An 18,747-nucleotide genomic window follows, 5' to 3' on the forward strand; every position below is an offset into this window, starting at 1 on the left:
TTTAATTTTTTACAAAGAATTGAACCAACTGTGTGAATTTTCACACAGTTGGTGGTTTTATTAATAATTAAGTTGTACCCAACCTGTTCTCGTATTTCCATGCGTAACAACTACATAGAAGTAGGTTCCTGCTGGAAGCAATTTACCAGAATTATTCTGACCTGCCCATTGTGTTTTATATCCTAATCCATGACTGTAAACCTCTACTCCATTTCGGTTAAAGATTTGAAGCTTGGCAACACCGTGATTACTTAAATCAAATGTATCATTGATACCATCGCCATTAGGTGAAAATCCTTTAGGAATTGGACACTCTTCAAAATCTACTGTAAAGCTTGTTTCATCATAACAATAAACCTCTTTATTTCCGTTTCTTGTTACAATATAAATCGTCATTGGAACAATTACTTCATAATCTACTGGCAACTCAATACCGCCTTCATTTGGCAAGGTGTAATACTTACTTCCCGCAGGTAATGGTGGCAATTTGTAGGCTTCACAGCTAAATACTTGATCTTCAAAAACAGGAGAGAATACCTCTGGCAAAATCTCAATTGTGAATTCCGATTGTCCATAGCATCCATTTTCATCCTCACGATAAACATACAAGGTGTTCTTTCCTACGACATTATACAGTGCACCTGCTTCGTATTTGGTTCCCGCTCCGTATGGATCTGTGTAGTACGCTTCTCCATCCGCTAATTTAGGTAAAACAACTTCTTTACAAATAAAAATAGGCTCTATTTGGGTTGCCCCTAATTGCTCATTCTTACCTAGCCTAAATGAGGTATCTTTCGGACATTTGGTCAGCTTATTAGTAACCTTCATATAAATGATCACACCTTCTGGATTCTCAGTTACAAACGAAGGGTCTATTGAATTAATACCTGCATCTAAATCGGCTTTACTAGTAAAATATTCAACTGTAAATTCCTCAATATTTAGACCTTGTAACACCACAGGAATATTATCGTCCAAGTTATATACGTACTCTGATCCTGGTTTTTTAGCGCAGTCGTATAATGTTTGAGGCGTTGAAAGGTTAAATGGCTCTTTTAAGAAAGAAAAGTTCTTTTTAATTTCTAATTCCTCACCATTACAATGGGTATAACTAATTTTTCCTGTATAGACAACTGACTCCTCAATAGTTACGCTAATATCCGTTTGATCAGAATAGAATACTCCATCTTTTAACCATTGGAAGGTAGCAATTGATGGGCCACTAGGCACAAAGCGCCAAGCCTCATTTTGAGCATCCCATGGTCCAGAATTTCTTCCTGGAGGGGCATAGCCTTGGGTACCATCTTCATTTTGAATACCAATTAAACCACTTCCGTTATTAAATCCGGTACATGCCTTTCTGTTCTTTACATAGACTTCAATAATATTAGTACCCTCATATAAAACAACTTGCGTTGTTTGCGTACTTCCCTCAATATCAGATGGGTCGTAAGGACAGTCAGAGCCAAATAATCCCATGTGATACATATTAAATACTAACGCACGACATGGAGCGGTTCCCAAAATCTGATAGTTAACAGAATAATCTGATGGAGAATTATCAGGATACATATCTTGCATTACTCCAAAAATTGAATTTACATAAGGAGGGCTTGTTGTTCCACCTCTATCCATTGGAATTTGATGCGTGTCATTAAAGAGATATCCTGTAGGAGCAAGGGGTTGGTATCTTCCATTATCGACTTCTCCAGCGATACTGAATGTCAGCATTCCATTAGTACCAATTAATACTTTGTCATAACTATTGCCAAAAAAACAAAAATCAAATCCAAGATCAATGATATCAGACCAATAATCATCTCTTGTCAAACTAATAGCATCTCCTCCCACAAATGGGAACGGAGGATCGTAGTCAATCGATTCAACTTCATATTCTGTGGTAGCTCTGATATCGTAGAAATTTGCTTTTAAATCTAGCGTTACAGGTTCATCTGTACAAAGGTAGTAATTCCCATCATCAGCAATTTCAATATCGAGTTCCTCAACGTCAATATTTGCACATCCTGGAGGGTAGAAAACAGAAAACTGTTCAGGACCAACCCAGAATCCTTTTTCAGTATCAGAACAAATAGCACGAACATATACACGATAGAATACTTCTTCTACAGCATCTTCAAATATATACTCTGGGGTTCCTTCTACTACAATACCTTGAGTAGTATATAAAGGATCACTTTCGCCTATTTCAACAATAAAAATTTCCCATTTTGTTTCGTCACCAGCAGGTGTCCATGAAATATGAAAATCTTCTGTATTGTCAATTTTCTCAATCACAATTTCCTCAATATCTCCACAAGCCACATGTTGGATATACAAGTTCTTAATTGCAGCAGGTGGTTGAGCACCGCCACCCCCATCTTGTCTCCACTCAAAAATAACACGCATAGTCTGACCTGCATAGGGTGTAGCATCAAAATCAATTCGCTCAGGTGTGAAAGCAGGCGTTAGGTTGTAGATATTTTGTCCTAACTGAACCCCGCCACTATTGGCAGCTGTTGTCTGTACACCAGCTACAGGAACGTATGTAGTAGGGACTAACCATACTCTGAAATAGTCATATGTACTTTCTCCTACTGCTCTCCAATTAAAGCTCATCGTGTAAACCTCTGTTGCATTTGCTGGGAAGATAATGTCTTTATAAATATGTGAAACTTGTGCGCCACTTACCTCATACGAATTAGAAACTCCATTGTCTTTACTAATATACATCGCTTCTCCAGCAATATTATTGGCTTGACCAACAACCCATTTATTCTTGCTGTCGTTCACATAGCCAAATTTCGGATTATCGTTAAAGTCCTCGAAATAAGGCAGATCCACAGGAATTAAGTCTGTTGAGAATGAGATAGGTCCTTCCCAATAGCCTGTATCTGTTGCACTACAGTGTGAGCGTACCCAAACAAAGAACTGTGTACCATCCGCTAGATTATTTAGAGTATGAGTTGTTCCATTAACTGTAGCAGTTGGCGTAGTTGTTTCGTCTGGACGAACCCCCGTTGTATTGTGATAAACATCATAGGAGCTTATTCCTGTAACTGCAGTCCATGAAACGACTGCTGAATTTCTAGTTATTGATCCGATAGTAATCGTTGTAGGATCAACAGTCGGACATGTAATTTGTTTCAGTTTTAAATTGTCAATAGCAGCTGGTGGTTGAGTCCCACCACTTGCGTCATTTCTCCATTCAAAAAGCAAGCGTAACGTTTGTCCGGCATAAGCAGTAGCATCAAAGACAAGTCTCTCGTTTAGGAAGCTATCATTTTGACTAAAATTCGTTCTGCCTAATTGAACCCCTGAACTATTCGTTGCAGTAGTTAACACGTTAGCGGTAGGGAAATACGTTGTCGGTACCGCCCAAACTCTAAAATAGTCAAAACTACTTTCTCCAACGCAGCGCCAATCAAATGTAATTTCAATATCTGTTGCTCCAGCAGGAATCGTAAAATCTTTATAAATTTGGGATACCTGCGAAATATCATCTTTGATATAAGCATTGGTTACACCATCATCACTTGTAATATATAGGGCTTTATCACCACCATTGTTTACGGCATTACCAATAAACCACTTGTTCAAGTTGTCATTGACCATAGCGTAAGGCTGGTCTGTTTCAAAATCATCTTCATAGGGTAATCCTACGGGAACTAAAGAGGTCCTAGCTTGTAGAGGTCCCGTCCATAAACTAACCTCAGTAGCAGAACATTTCGTACGTACCCAGACATAATAAGTTGTATTGGGTTGTAACCCTTCAAATATATGTGTTGTACCCGTCACATTTACCGTGGTTACAGTAGCACCTGGTGGTGTTGCATCTGTACCGATATACACCTCATAACTTGCAGCGCTAGCAATTGCACCCCAACTCGCTGTTAAGTTATTTGACGTTACTCCCTCTAGTACCAAGTTTGAAGGTTGACTACAGGTAATTACTTCAACATTCAAATTGTCAATAGCTGCAGGAGGTTGCGTTCCTCCACTACTATCTTGTCTCCATTCAAAAACTAGACGCATGGTTTGACCAGCAAATGAGGTAGCATCTACAATTAAGTTTTCAGCTAAGAATGCATTATTTCCATTGTAATTTTCTCTTCCTAGTTGGATTCGTCCTGCATCTGCGGTAATTTGAGTACCTGCAATCGGCAAAAAGTCTACAGGAACTGCCCACACTTTAAATCTATCAAAACTAACTGTTTCTCCCACACAACGCCAATCAAATCGTATGCTAAGTTCATTGACATCTTGCGGTATTTCAAAATCTTGAAATACATGAGAGACTTGTGCGCCTGATACCGTATATTCGTTAGTTACCCCATCATCATTACTAATGTATAAGGCATTTGTTCCGCCGTTATTTACCGCCGTACCAACAACCCATTTATTGGTTGTATCATTTATATATCCAAAGGAGATATCTCCTTCAAAATCTTCAGCATAAGGTAGTGCTTTCGGTACTAAAGGTGTACGTGCTTCTAAAGCCGTTGTCCATGTACTCTCTGCATTGTCAGAACATCTAGAGCGCACCCATATGTAATAAATTGTATTGGGTTCTAAGTTAGTAAATGTGTGTGTTGCAGCTGTTACATTGACAACAGTTGCTGACTCATCCGGTTGGGTTGCATCTGTGCTTAGGAACACATCATAACTAGATGCGTTTGCTATTTCTCCCCAACTCACTTTAATTGAATTTTTTGTCAGTGCATCCACGATCAAATTACTTGGTAGACTACACAGAACTTGTTTTACTTCTATATTATCGATTGCTGCAGGTGGTTGATCTCCACCACTTCCATCATTTCTCCATTCAAATACTAAACGCACATTTTGACCTGCAAACGCAGCTATATTTTGTTCAATAGTTGCTCTAGTAAATTCAGGAGTCAAGTTATAATTCCCCCCTAATTGCATTCGATTTGGAGCCGCAGTAATCTGTGTATTAGTTACAGGCGTATAAGTAGATGGAACGATCCAAACTCTAAAATAATCGTATTGTGTTGAGCTTCCCTCTCCAACAGCCTTCCAATCAAAACCAATTGATAGCTCATCAGTGTTTGCTGGAATAGCTAAGTCACGATAGGCATGTGTAACACTAGACGCACTTCTATCATATTCATAACTAACCCCTTCATCTTTACTAATATACAATGCCTTTGTGCCACCGTTATTCACAACATCACCTATAAACCATTTATTGGTAGAGCCTGTTCCCATTTGCCAATTGACACTACCTTCAAAATTTTCATTAAACGGTAATGTTGCAGGCACTTGTGAAGTAGTGAATTGACCAGCATAAGTGTAAAATGAAGTCCCCTCTGCTCCGCAATTAGCGCGAAGATATAAGCTATAGCTGGTACTTTCTGTTAATCCGTCAATAACTAAAGGCTGGGTGCTGATATCCGTTAAAGTTCCGGAAACAGCTAATCCAGTTGCACCAGATCCAGGTTCGCCAGAAGTTCTAACCTCATACTCAATTGATTCTGTAGTTGGTTGATCTGAAATAGTAAAATTCACACTTGTTGAGGAAATTCCTTGAATCGTTCCAGTAACCTGAGGACATGTTATTTGATTACCAAACGTAATTTTCAAATTTGGCCTTGAAGTTACGGCACTTAAATCTTCTGTAGGTGCAGTATTATCCTTCCCTTTTGTAAAGTGCATATTGGTAGCTTCTGTTGCTTTAATATCAAAAGAGCTTCCACCACCACTTCCCCCGTAATTGGTTTCAACCAAAACTAATAAATTCTTTGTTCCATCTGAGTAGTTGAAAGAATTCAAAAAAGCAATAGTATAATAACCTGTAGTTACAGGACGAGCAATACCCTCATAAACTAAGGTAGCATCCGCAATAAAGCTGTTCCAATTATTGGCAACTAAAGTCGCATTGTCTACTTCCTTTAAATAAATTTTAATGGGTCTCTCTTGCTTTACGCTTCCGATATCCCAAGCTAATTTATTGATAAAACCTACTTGATTAATTTCAGCTGCGGTATACAATGCAGCTGATCGTTCGAAGCCATAAAGAGCCCCCATTGGGTTCCTATCGCTTCTCGTACCTGTGCCAATCGTAACCTCTTGTCCATAAGTATAAAAAATACTTAGCAAGAAGAAAAACAGCACTGTAATTCTTTTCATACGTATTAAGTTTTAAGTTAGTTAGGCTCAAATATAAAATATTTTTTATACAAAGATTAACAAAACAAATAGTCTTGCTCATGCTCAACTGTCACTAAACCTCAACATATATTATCATACATTCAATACTATAAAAAAATAATTTCGCAATTCATTATTTATTAAGTTAAATAAATATTATTAATAATAATAAAACCAAAATAACCTACAATATACTTTTTTTCACAAATTCACATGATTCTGAAAAAATAATGTTAATTATTCAGTTCCTATATTGAAAAAACAAAAAATCCCCACCCCATAACAGGGTGAGGACTTTTCTAACTATACTAAACTTACTACTTTAACTATTTAAGAATGACGAATTCACTGCGTCTATTGATCGCGTGATCCTCTTCGGAACAGTTTGATTTACAATCGATTTTCGGCTGACTAGCGCCATATCCTTGGGATTCTAGGCGATAAGGCTCTATGCCTTTTGACAACACGTATTGAACGGTGGTCTTCGCTCGATTCTCCGATAGCTTCTGGTTGTAGGTTGCACTTCCGCGGTTGTCCGTATGAGCGCCTACTTTGATGCGCATCTGTGGGTTGCGCTTCATTACCTTCACTAACTTATCCAACTCGAAAGCCCCTTGTTGGGTGATGTTCGAACGGTCAAACTCGAAGTAAATATCCCCTAAGATGATTTCGTCTTTTGTGACGATCACCTCAATCGGACGCAAAGCAACATTCACTAGCTGACGTCCTCCTTTGCGGTTCAACGGAACTTCGATAGACTTGCCTTCGAAGTCCTCTTTGTCAACCTGTAAGTGGTAAAACTTATCGCAGTCAACCACGTATTCCACGATACCGCGACGATCTGTAAACTTGGTTTCTATCAAGTTCTTGCGGTCATCAAAAATGTCTACACGGGCACCCTCGAGGATCTTACCTGTATCTTTGTGGGTAACCGTTACATACATCTCTGTATTACAAACAGGTTTTGCCTTGTAGATATCATCGCGACCAACGCGGTTGGTTGAAAAGAAACCGATGTTTTTGCCTGGGTAAAACGAAAAGGCAAAATCGTCTTTTGCCGTGTTAATAGGAGAGCCTAAGTTCTTAGGCTCTGCCTGAGGAATGGCTAAGTCTACAACATAAACATCTAGACCGCCAAAGCCCTTGCGGGAATCCGAGGCAAAGTACAACTTGCCATCCTCTGAAATAAAGGGGAAAGACTCTCGTCCTTCTGTGTTGATCTGACTGCCCATATTAATTGGAGTCCCGTAGTTGCCTTCCGAATCAATATCTACTTTCCATATATCTGTGCTACCCATCGTACCTGGCATGTCGGAAGAAAAGTAAAGCGTACGACCGTCCTTACTCACACTAGGATTACTAACCGAGTAATCACTCCCATTGAAGGGAACTGGCTCGAAATCGGTCCACTTATCTTTTTTCTTAGTCGCACGGAAAACACTTACTTTTCCTAGCTTAACCAATTTTGCTTTGTTCTTAACAAACTTACCTGCGCGGAAACTCTCCGTTGCAAAGTACATCGTATGACCATCCCCAGTTACCGTAGACGGACCATCGTGGTATTTCGTATTCAATTCTGAAACCGGTTCTACATCGTACAAGGGATCATCTGCGTTTTTGTATTTCGCTTGGTAGATGTCTAAATACCCTTGGTTGTCCCAGCCGTATTTCTTTTTTGAGTTGTTCCCTGCACGAGTAGACGCAAAGTAAAGCGTGTCCCCAACGGTTAAAAAGGCACCAAAATCATTGCCCTGACGGTCGTTGATCCCTGACTCTTCATAGGTAAACAACTCCTCTTGCTCGCGCAATCTTGGAATGTAATCCGGTTCGCGTAAAAATGCAATAGCCCGTTGATCCTCGGGGTTGCGCTCAGCGAATTTCTTCATCGCAGCATTGGACGACTCATAGCGTCCGCTAGCCTTGAGCATCTGTGCGTAACGATAGTACAACTCCGAATCTAAACTAGGATCCTTCTCCAAGGCTTTCCCGTAGTATTTGGCCGCTTCAACAGTATTGAAAATGTTGTAATAGCAGTCTGCTAGTTGTAAATAAATATAATTATCTGTCTTGGCACCGCGGATCAACTTCTGATACACCTTTGCCGCCTCGACAAACTCGTAGCGGTTGTAGTGTTCATTGGCAATCTCTAAAGGTGGTTTGATAGGCTCTTGAGCACTTAGACTTTGCGTGGATAATAATCCACCCAATAACAGACTTAAATAAACCTTTCTTATTTTCATTGTGTGTTTTTTAATCAATTAGAAATAACGGGATGAACTAGAAACTTTCTTAGACAAGAAAATGTCATACAACACCATGAACTCATGGGATCCTTTTGCTACTTTATTGATGTCTGACGTCACGTAATCATAAGCATAACCTACGCGCAACTGAGGCGTAACTCGGTAGTTGATCATACCGCCAACGGCATCATCTAAGCGGTAACTAATACCCGCCTCGATTTTATCCATATACATCACATTCATATTCACGTCGAACGATACAGGGGAATTAAGTGCGTATTTGATCATAGTTGAAGGTTTCAATTTCCAGTCTTGATCTAAATCAAATACATAACCTCCATTTAAGAACATATGGATCTCGCGTTGACCGAAGTCTTTTCCATCGTAATTCAGGTAATACTCTTTGATCAAGTTGGGAACTCCTAAACCAATGTAGTATTTATCAGTATAGTAGTAAGCTCCGATACCTGCGTTAAAAAGCGTTGATTTACTATCTGCACCGAAGGCTGGGTCATTGGGATCAATCGTATAACCATCACCAACCTCAGAAAACAAGTTCGCACTGTGAAACGTAGCACCTGCTTTAATACCCAAGGCCAACTTGTGTACGCCACCTAACTCCAAGGTATAAGAGAAATCTCCATAGAGGTTGTTCTCAGTAACAGGGCCAATGCGGTCATTGATAAAAGACAATCCAACCCCAACTTTCTTACCAACTCGGCTGTTGATAAAGAATGTGCCCGTTTCTGGAGCTCCTTTAAATCCAGCCCATTGTTTGCGGTATAAGGCTCCCATAGAAACAGCATCCTTAGAACCAGCATAAGCAGGGTTAACAACACTCATATTGTACATGTATTGGGTGTACTGTGGGTTTTGTTGGGCCTTTGTCTCTAGGCAACTAAGCAGACTCAGTAAACCTAGTGTTAAATATATTTTTCTCATATACGATTTAATTTTTTACAAAGAATTGAACCAACTGTGTGAATTTTCACACAGTTGGTGGTTTTATTAATAATTAAGTTGTACCCAACCTGTTCTCATATTTCCATGCGTAACAACTACATAATAGTAGGTTCCTGCTGGAAGCAATTTACCAGAATTGTTTTGACCTGCCCATTGTGTTTTATATCCTAATCCATGACTGTAAACCTCTACTCCATTTCGGTTAAAGATCTGGAGTTTAGCAACACCGTGATTACTTAAATCAAAGGTATCGTTGATACCATCGCCATTAGGTGAAAATCCTTTAGGAATTGGACACTCTTCAAAATCTACTGTAAAACTTGTCTCATCATAACAATAAACCTCTTTATTACCGTTTCTTGTTACAATATAAATCGTCATTGGAACAATTACTTCATAATCTACTGGCAACTCAATACCGCCTTCATTTGGCAAGGTGTAATACTTACTTCCCGCAGGTAATGGTGGCAATTTGTAGGCTTCACAGCTAAATACTTGATCTTCAAAAACAGGAGAGAATACCTCTGGCAAAATCTCAATTGTGAATTCCGATTGTCCATAGCATCCATTTTCATCCTCACGATAAACATACAAGGTGTTCATTCCTACGACATTATACAGTGCACCTGCTTCGTATTTGGTTCCCGCCCCGTATGGATCTGTATAGTATGCTTCTCCATCCGCTAATTTAGGTAAAACAACTTCTTTACAAATAAAAATAGGCTCTATTTGAGTTGCCCCTAATTGCTCATTTTTACCTAGCCTAAATGAGGTATCTTTCGGACATTTGGTCAGCTTATTAGTAACCTTCATATAGATGATCTCATCTTCTGGAGTCTTCGTTACAAACGAGGGGTCTATTGGATTAATACCAGCATCTAAATCGGCTTTACTAGTAAAATACTCAATCGTAAATTCCTCTATATTTAGACCTTGTAATACCGAAGGAATAATTTCATCTAAATTATAGAAATACTCTGATCCTGGTTTTTTAGCGCAATCATACAATGTTGTAGGAGTGCTTAATTCGAATGGTTCTTTTAAGAAAGAAAAGTTCTTTTTAATTTCTAATTCCTCACCATTACAATGGGTATAACTAATTTTTCCTGTATAGACAACTGATTCCTCAATAGTTACGCTAATATCCGTTTGATCAGAATAGAATTCTCCATCTTTTAACCATTGGAAGGTAGCAATTGATGGGCCACTAGGCACAAAGCGCCAAGCCTCATTTTGAGCATCCCATGGTCCAGAATTTCTTCCTGGAGGGGCATAGCCTTGAGTACCATCTTCATTTTGAATACCAATTAAACCACTTCCGTTATTAAATCCAGTACATGCCTTTCTGTTCTTTACATAGACTTCAATAATATTAGTACCTTCATATAAAACAACTTGCGTTGTTTGCGTACTTCCCTCAATATCAGATGGGTTGTAAGGACAGTTAGAGCCAAATAATCCCATGTGATACATATTAAATACTAACGCACGACATGGAGCGGTTCCCAAAATCTGATAGTTAACAGAATAATCTGATGGAGAATTATTAGGATACATATCTTGCATTACTCCAAAAATTGAATTTACATAAGGAGGGCTTCCGCCTCTATCTATTGGAATTTGATGCGTATCATCAAAGCTATATCCCGTAGTACCAAGCGGTCGGTATCTTCCATTTTCGACTTCTCCAGCTATACTGAATGTCAGCATCCCATTAGTACCGATTAATACTTTGTCATAACTATTGCCAAAAAAACAAAAATCAAATCCAAGATCAATGATATCAGACCAATAATCATCTCTTGTCAAACTAATAGCTGCACCTCCCACAAATGGGAACGGAGGATCGTAGTCAATCGATTCAACTTCATATTCCGTGGTAGCTTTGATATCGTAGAAATTTGCTTTTAAATCTAGCGTTACAGGTTCATCTGTACAAAGGTAGTAATTCCCATCATCAGCAATTTCAATATCGAGTTCCTCAACGTTAATATTTGCACATCCTGGAGGGTAGAAAATAGAGAATTCTTGTGGTCCTACCCAGAATCCTTTTTCAGTATCAGAACAAATAGCGCGAACATAAACACGATAGAACACCTCTTCTACAGCATCTTCAAATATATACTCTGGGGTTCCTTCTACTACAATACCCTGAGTAGCATATAAAGGATCTCTTTCACCTACTTCATGGATAAAAACTTCCCATTTTGTTTCGTCACCAGCAGGTGTCCATGAAATATGAAAATCTTCTGTATTGTCAATTTTCTCAATCACAATTTCCTCAATATCTCCACAAGCCACATGTTGGATATACAAGTTCTTAATTGCAGCAGGTGGTTGAGCACCGCCACCCCCATCTTGTCTCCACTCAAAAATAACACGCATAGTCTGACCCGCATAGGGTGTAGCATCAAAATCAATGCGCTCTGGTGTAAAAGAAGCCGTTAGATTGTAAATATCTTGTCCTAACTGAACTCCGCCACTATTGGCAGCAGTTGTCTGTACACCGGCAACAGGAACGTATGTAGTAGGTACTAACCAGACCTTGAAATAATCATAAGCATAAGGTGCTGTTCCTTCTCCTTCGGATCTCCATTTAAAGCTCATCGTGTAAACTTCTGTTGCATTTGCTGGGAAGACAATGTCTTTATAAATATGTGAAACTTGTACACCATTTACATCATACGAGTTAGAAACTCCGTTGTCTTTACTGATATACATTGCTTCTCCAATAATATTATCAGCTTGACCCACAAACCATTTATTCTTGCTGTCGTTCACATAGCCAAATTTTGGATTCTCGTTAAAATCCTCATAATACGGTAAATTAACAGGGCCCAAATCTGTTCCAAACACTATAGGTCCTTCCCAATAGCCTGTATCAGTCGCACTACAATGAGAACGTACCCAAACAAAAAACTGTGTACCATCCTCTAAGTTATTTAAGGTATGAGTTGTTCCATTAACTGTAGCAGTTGGCGTAGTTGTTTCATCTGGACGAATCCCCGTTGTATTGTGATAAACATCATAGGAGCTTATTCCTGCAACCGCAGTCCATGAAACAACTGCTGAATTTCTTGTTATTGATCCGATGGTGATCGTTGTAGGATCAACAGTCGGACATGTGATTTGTTTCAGTTTTAAATTGTCTATTGCCGCTGGAGGTTGAGTCCCACCACTTGTGTCATTCTTCCATTCAAAGACTAGACGCATGGTCTGCCCTGCATAGGTAGAAGCATCCGCAACGATTCTTTCCGCTTCAAAGGAAGGATTCAAACTATACACGCTTCTTCCTACTTGTACACCTCCACTATTTGTGGCTGTGATTGCAGTCCCAGCAGTAGGGATATGCGTAGTAGGAACCATCCAAACTCTAAAAACATCCCATGAATTTTCTCCCACACAGCGCCAATCAAATGTAATTTCAATATCTGTTGCTCCGGTAGGAATCGTGAAGTCCTTAAAAATATAGGAATATTGTGCTATTTGATTATTTGTATAGATATTGCTCACCCCTTCATCATTACTAATATATAGGGCTCTCTCACCACCATTATTTACAGCATTACCAATAAACCATTTATTCAAATTATGATTGACGATACCGTACTCTTGATCTGTTTCAAAATCATCCACATAGGGTAAACTCACAGGAACAAGAGGTGTTGTTTCACGTAAATTACTCCATAAACTTTTATTGGTGCTAGAGCAAATTGAACGCACCCAAATATAATACGTTGTATTACTTGCTAAGTTATCGAATGTATGTGAGGTAGTGCTCACGGTTGTTCCTACTGCTGTATCAGCTGGAGCGGTTGGAGTAGTTGTAATTATTACTTCGTAATTTGAAACGCCCTCAACTGCTGTCCACTCAACATCAATACTAGTACTGGAAAGGGTGTCAACAGCTAAATTTGTCGGTTGAACACAAGCCGAATATAGCAATTTCAAATTGTCAATCGCTGCAGGTGGTTGCGTTCCTGCCCAGTCGTTATTTTTCCATTGAAACACTAAACGAACCATTTGTCCTGCAAAATCACTCGCATTGACCACCATACGCTCCGTGATGAAAGCTTGATTTAGGTTGTACATAGTACGACCGAGTCGAACTCTATCCGCCGATGTGGTAATCTCACTTCCTGCTACTGGCACAAAGTTGACAGGTACAACCCATACACTAAATCCATCACTGCTATCCCCAACAGATCGCCAATCAAATTGCACTTCAACTTCTTCAGCATCTGCTGGAATAGTAAAATCTTTGTAAATATGAGATACTTGAGTGGTCGAAGTTGAATATTGATTCGTTACCCCATTGTCATTACTGATATATAAACTAGACGTACCTCCGTTATTAACGGCAGTACCGATATGCCATTTATTAAGATTGTGATTGGCAAAGCCATAATTTCCTTCTTGTTCAAAGTTTTCCGTAAAAGGAAGCGTAGCTGGTATTAATGCTGTAGTAAACACAACAGGTCTACTGATCCAAGCTGTTGTTGAATCATCCTCACAAATATTTCTGGTCCAAACATAATAGGTTGTACTTTCAGTTAAGTCCTCTAAGTCTAAAGAGCGATCATCGCCAGTTAGAGAACTTCCAGAAGGAGTTGTTGTATCCGTTGGTGCCGTATCGGTCGTTGAGATATAGTAGTCAATCCCATTGGATTCACCATCCTCAATAATATCCCAATTCAATTGTGCACTTTCTGCTTCGATATTGCTTACCGCTGTATTCAAAGGTAAATAACAGCTAGGCGGAACAATTCCCCCTAAATATATCTTAGGCAAATATTGATATCTTCCACTAGGCGAGCCTAATCCTGTGTCTGGACTAAACTCCGTATCCGTGTTGCGATTAATTCCTCTATAATTAGTAGTTCCATAAACACCAAAACTAGCACCACTAGACCAACCTGGTGCATTTTCGTACAAGGCAATGGCCAAATTGCTTCCTTCATTCCAGACAAAAGGAGAATCCAACTCTATTTCAACCCATGCATTTCGAACAAGCGTAACTGTTCCTTGGAAGACTTGTGAAAATAACGAAGGATCTATCCAGTTCGTAGCAGAAGTTCCTGTAAACTCTCCAACGGAAGTATTCAACATATACAATGTCCATCTATCATAGTTAGAAGTTGTTCCGTTTCCTGTATAATAAAATCGGATGCGTTCAATAAGCTTATTAGCTCCCAAAACTCCCTCTACCTCGTCAGCCGTATAGATCATTTGAGCGTAGTTATAAGAGTTATAAGAGTACAGCGGGAATGAAGTTTCCGTTCGAGTTCCTTCGCCAATTACACCTATTTCTCGCGTTGTAAAAGTTCTAGCTTCAGAAAAATCCGATGCTGTATCTGCATCACAAACCACCTTCACATATACACTATAGTTTGTGTTTTCGGTCAAATCCGAAATTTCAATAGGGAATGTAGTCAAATCGGTAACCGTGCCAGAAGTAACGAGTCCGGTAGCACCAGAACCTGCTGCTCCTGCTGTACGCACTTCATATTGAACAGATAAGGCCGTACTATTTACACCAATCACATCCAATTCCATACTAGTGACACCAACAGTACTGACTATAGGTACAGCGCTTAAACAACCCGTTGTCTCAGTACCAAATGTGATTTTTAAATTTGGTCTATTACCTTGGAAGCTCAACATCCCATCAGGAGCAGAGGAATCCCTTGTTGCACCCAAATGCATATTTGTTGCACTTGACGCCTTAATTTCCAATCCAGAAACAGTGTCAGTACCACTGCCTCCAAAATTCGCCTCTACCAAGACAACTAGGTTTTTTGTACCTCCTGAATAGTGAAAACTTCGATCCAAAGTAATCGTTCTATACCCTGTAGTAGTAGCCTCAAATACACCGCTATATACAGGTAAAGCATCATTTATCAAAGTAGCCCAAGTGGCTGAAGTCAACGTAGCTGCGTCCACTTCTTTTAGATAAATCTTTATAGGACGGTTTGCACCTGTCCTACCGACGTTCCAAGCTAATTGGGTGATAAATCCTCCTTGTCCTATCTCTGCGGCTGTATACAAAGCAGCAGAGCGTTGGTAACCAAAGTAATTACTCAACGGATGCGTTTGATTTATTGTCCCAACACCTATGGTCACTTCTTGTCCATAGCTAAGCATAGCGCTCAACAAGAACAAAAAGAGCATCGTAATTTTCTTCATACAAATCTGTTTTAAGTTAGTTACTACCAAATATAAAGTTTTTTTATATTAATATTAACAAAACATAAAGATTAACAAAACAGAAGATGTAAAAATATAAGTAAATTAAATACACATAAACATTAAATTACACAAAATAAAACAATATCTTCATCAACAAAACACTTAAAGCCCCTTTATATTAACAGAATCATAACATTCTGTCATTTTGTTGCTAATTATTCATTTCTAGTACGTAACAAAAAATCCCCACCCCATAACAGGGTGAGGACTTTTCTAACTATACTAAACTTAATACTTACATATTTTTATTTGAGGATAACAAATTCACTGCGTCTATTGATCGCGTGATCCTCTTCGGAACAGTTTGATTTACAATCGATTTTCGGCTCACTAGCGCCATATCCTTGGGATTCTAGGCGATAAGGCTCTATGCCTTTTGACAACACGTATTGAACGGTGGTCTTCGCTCGATTCTCCGATAGCTTCTGGTTGTAGGTTGCACTTCCGCGGTTGTCCGTATGAGCGCCTACTTTGATGCGCATCTGTGGGTTGCGCTTCATTACCTTCACTAACTTATCCAACTCGAAAGCCCCTTGTTGGGTGATGTTCGAACGGTCAAACTCGAAGTAAATATCACCTAAGATGATTTCGTCTTTCGTGACGATCACCTCAATCGGACGCAAAGCAACATTCACTAGCTGACGTCCTCCTTTGCGGTTCAACGGAACTTCGATAGACTTGCCTTCGAAGTCCTCTTTGTCAACCTGTAAGTGGTAAAACTTATCACAGTCAACTACGTATTCCACGATACCGCGACGATCTGTAAACTTGGTTTCTATCAAGTTCTTGCGGTCATCAAAAATGTCTACACGGGCACCCTCGAGAATCTTACCTGTATCTTTGTGGGTAACCGTTACATACATCTCTGTATTACAAACAGGTTTTGCCTTGTAGATATCATCGCGACCAACGCGGTTGGTTGAAAAGAAACCGATGTCTTTGCCCGGGTAAAACGAAAAGGCAAAATCGTCTTTTGCCGTGTTAATAGGAGAGCCTAAGTTCTTAGGCTCTGCCTGAGGAATGGCTAAGTCTACAACATAAACATCTAGACCGCCAAAGCCCTTGCGGGAATCCGAGGCAAAGTACAACTTGCCATCCTCTGAAATAAAGGGGAAAGACTCTCGTCCTTCTGTGTTGATCTGACTACCCATATTAACCGGAGTGCCGTAGTTGCCTTCCGAATCAATATCTACTTTCCATATATCTGTGCTACCCATCGTACCTGGCATGTCGGAAGAAAAGTAAAGCGTACGACCGTCCTTGCTCACACTAGGATTACTAACCGAGTAATCACTCCCATTGAAGGGAACTGGCTCGAAATCGGTCCACTTGTCTTTTTTCTTAGTCGCACGGAAAACACTTACTTTTCCTAGCTTAACCAATTTTGCTTTGTTCTTCACAAACTTACCTGCGCGGAAACTCTCCGTTGCAAAGTACATCGTATGACCATCCCCAGTTACGGTAGACGGACCATCGTGGTATTTGGTATTCAATTCTGAAACCGGTTCTACATCGTATAAGGGATCATCTGCGTTTTTGTATTTCGCTTGGTAGATGTCTAAATACCCTTGGTTGTCCCAGCCGTATTTCTTTTTTGAGTTGTTACCTGCGCGAGTAGACGCAAAGTAAAGCGTGTCACCTACGGTTAAAAAGGCACCAAAATCATTGCCCTGACGGTCGTTGATCCCAGACTCTTCATAGGTAAACAGCTCCTCTTGCTCGCGCAATCTTGGAATGTAATCCGGTTCGCGTAAAAATGCAATAGCCCGTTGATCCTCAGGGTTGCGCTCAGCGAATTTCTTCATCGCAGCATTGGACGACTCATAGCGTCCGCTAGCCTTGAGCATCTGTGCGTAACGGTAGTACAACTCCGAATCTAAACTAGGATCCTTCTCTAAGGCTTTCCCGTAGTATTTGGCCGCTTCAACAGTATTGAAAATGTTGTAATAGCAGTCTGCTAGTTGTAAATAAATATAATTATCTGTCTTGGCACCGCGGATCAACTTCTGATACACCTTTGCCGCCTCGACAAACTCGTAGCGGTTGTAGTGTTCATTGGCAATCTCTAAAGGTGGTTTGATAGGCTCTTGAGCACTTAGACTTTGCGTGGATAATAATCCACCCAATAACAGACTTAAATAAACCTTTCTTATTTTCATTGTGTGCTTTTTAATCAATTAGAAATAACGGGATGAACTAGAAACTTTCTTAGACAAGAAAATGTCATACAACACCATGAACTCATGGGATCCCTTCGCTACTTTATTGATGTCTGACGTCACGTAATCATAAGCATAACCTACGCGCAACTGAGGCGTAACTCGGTAGTTGATCATACCTCCAACGGCATCATCTAAGCGGTAACTTATACCTGCCTCGATTTTATCCATATACATCACATTCATATTCACGTCGAACGATACAGGGGAATTAAGTGCGTATTTGATCATAGTCGAAGGTTTCAATTTCCAGTCTTGATCTAAATCAAATACATAACCTCCATTTAAGAACATATGGATCTCGCGTTGACCGAAGTCTTTCCCATCGTAATTCAGGTAGTACTCTTTGATCAAGTTGGGAACTCCTAAACCAATGTAGTATTTATCAGTATAGTAGTAGGCTCCGATACCTGCGTTAAAAAGCGTTGATTTACTATCTGCGCCAAAAGCTGGGTCATTGGGATCAATCGTATAACCATCACCAACCTCAGAAAACAAGTTCGCACTGTGAAACGTAGCACCTGCTTTAATACCCAAGGCCAACTTGTGCACGCCGCCTAATTCCAAGGTATAAGAGAAATCTCCATAGAGGTTGTTCTCAGTAACAGGCCCGATGCGGTCATTGATAAAAGACAATCCAACCCCAACTTTCTTACCAACTCGGCTGTGGATAAAGAATGTGCCCGTTTCTGGAGCTCCTTTAAATCCAGCCCATTGTTTGCGGTATAAGGCTCCCATAGAAACCGCATCCTTAGAACCAGCATAAGCAGGGTTAACAACACTCATATTGTACATGTATTGGGTGTACTGTGGGTTTTGTTGGGCCTTTGTCTCTAGGCAACTAAGCAAACTCAGTAAACCTAGTGTTAAATATATTTTTCTCATATACGATTTAATTTTTT

6 protein-coding genes are annotated in these 18,747 nt (G+C 39.8%); all 6 read right to left on the reverse strand.

The annotated features are described in order from the left end of the window. Window positions 1-60 precede the first annotated feature (60 nt). Window positions 61-6,150: a fibronectin type III domain-containing protein gene (locus H4K35_RS03395; RefSeq protein WP_182625978.1), complete on the reverse strand. Its 6,090-nt coding sequence runs from the start codon at window positions 6,148-6,150 to the stop codon at window positions 61-63. 347 nt (window positions 6,151-6,497) lie between these two features. After that, entirely contained in the window at window positions 6,498-8,411 is a 1,914-nt protein-coding gene (locus H4K35_RS03400) for an OmpA family protein (RefSeq protein ID WP_182625979.1), read from the reverse strand. An 18-nt stretch (window positions 8,412-8,429) separates the two neighbouring features. Next, a complete protein-coding gene (locus H4K35_RS03405; protein ID WP_182625980.1) occupies window positions 8,430-9,356 on the reverse strand; it encodes a type IX secretion system membrane protein PorP/SprF in 927 nt (308 codons plus the stop codon). A 66-nt stretch (window positions 9,357-9,422) separates the two neighbouring features. Next, a complete protein-coding gene (locus tag H4K35_RS03410; RefSeq protein WP_182625981.1) occupies window positions 9,423-15,563 on the reverse strand; it encodes a fibronectin type III domain-containing protein in 6,141 nt (2,046 codons plus the stop codon). Window positions 15,564-15,871: 308 nt separating this feature from the next. After that, window positions 15,872-17,785, reverse strand: a complete 1,914-nt coding sequence (locus H4K35_RS03415) for an OmpA family protein (protein WP_182625982.1) — start codon at window positions 17,783-17,785, stop codon at window positions 15,872-15,874. An 18-nt stretch (window positions 17,786-17,803) separates the two neighbouring features. Then, window positions 17,804-18,730: a type IX secretion system membrane protein PorP/SprF gene (locus H4K35_RS03420; protein WP_182625983.1), complete on the reverse strand. Its 927-nt coding sequence runs from the start codon at window positions 18,728-18,730 to the stop codon at window positions 17,804-17,806. Window positions 18,731-18,747 lie beyond the last annotated feature (17 nt).

Source organism: Myroides sp. NP-2 (assembly GCF_014145665.1).
Taxonomy (GTDB): domain Bacteria; phylum Bacteroidota; class Bacteroidia; order Flavobacteriales; family Flavobacteriaceae; genus Flavobacterium.

Coding starts and splice junctions, on each gene's coding strand:
- H4K35_RS03395 (WP_182625978.1), bottom strand. CDS start 6,150: ATGAAAAGAATTACAGTGCTGTTTTTCTTCTTGCTAAGTATTTTTTAT.
- H4K35_RS03400 (WP_182625979.1), bottom strand. CDS start 8,411: ATGAAAATAAGAAAGGTTTATTTAAGTCTGTTATTGGGTGGATTATTA.
- H4K35_RS03405 (WP_182625980.1), bottom strand. CDS start 9,356: ATGAGAAAAATATATTTAACACTAGGTTTACTGAGTCTGCTTAGTTGC.
- H4K35_RS03410 (WP_182625981.1), bottom strand. CDS start 15,563: ATGAAGAAAATTACGATGCTCTTTTTGTTCTTGTTGAGCGCTATGCTT.
- H4K35_RS03415 (WP_182625982.1), bottom strand. CDS start 17,785: ATGAAAATAAGAAAGGTTTATTTAAGTCTGTTATTGGGTGGATTATTA.
- H4K35_RS03420 (WP_182625983.1), bottom strand. CDS start 18,730: ATGAGAAAAATATATTTAACACTAGGTTTACTGAGTTTGCTTAGTTGC.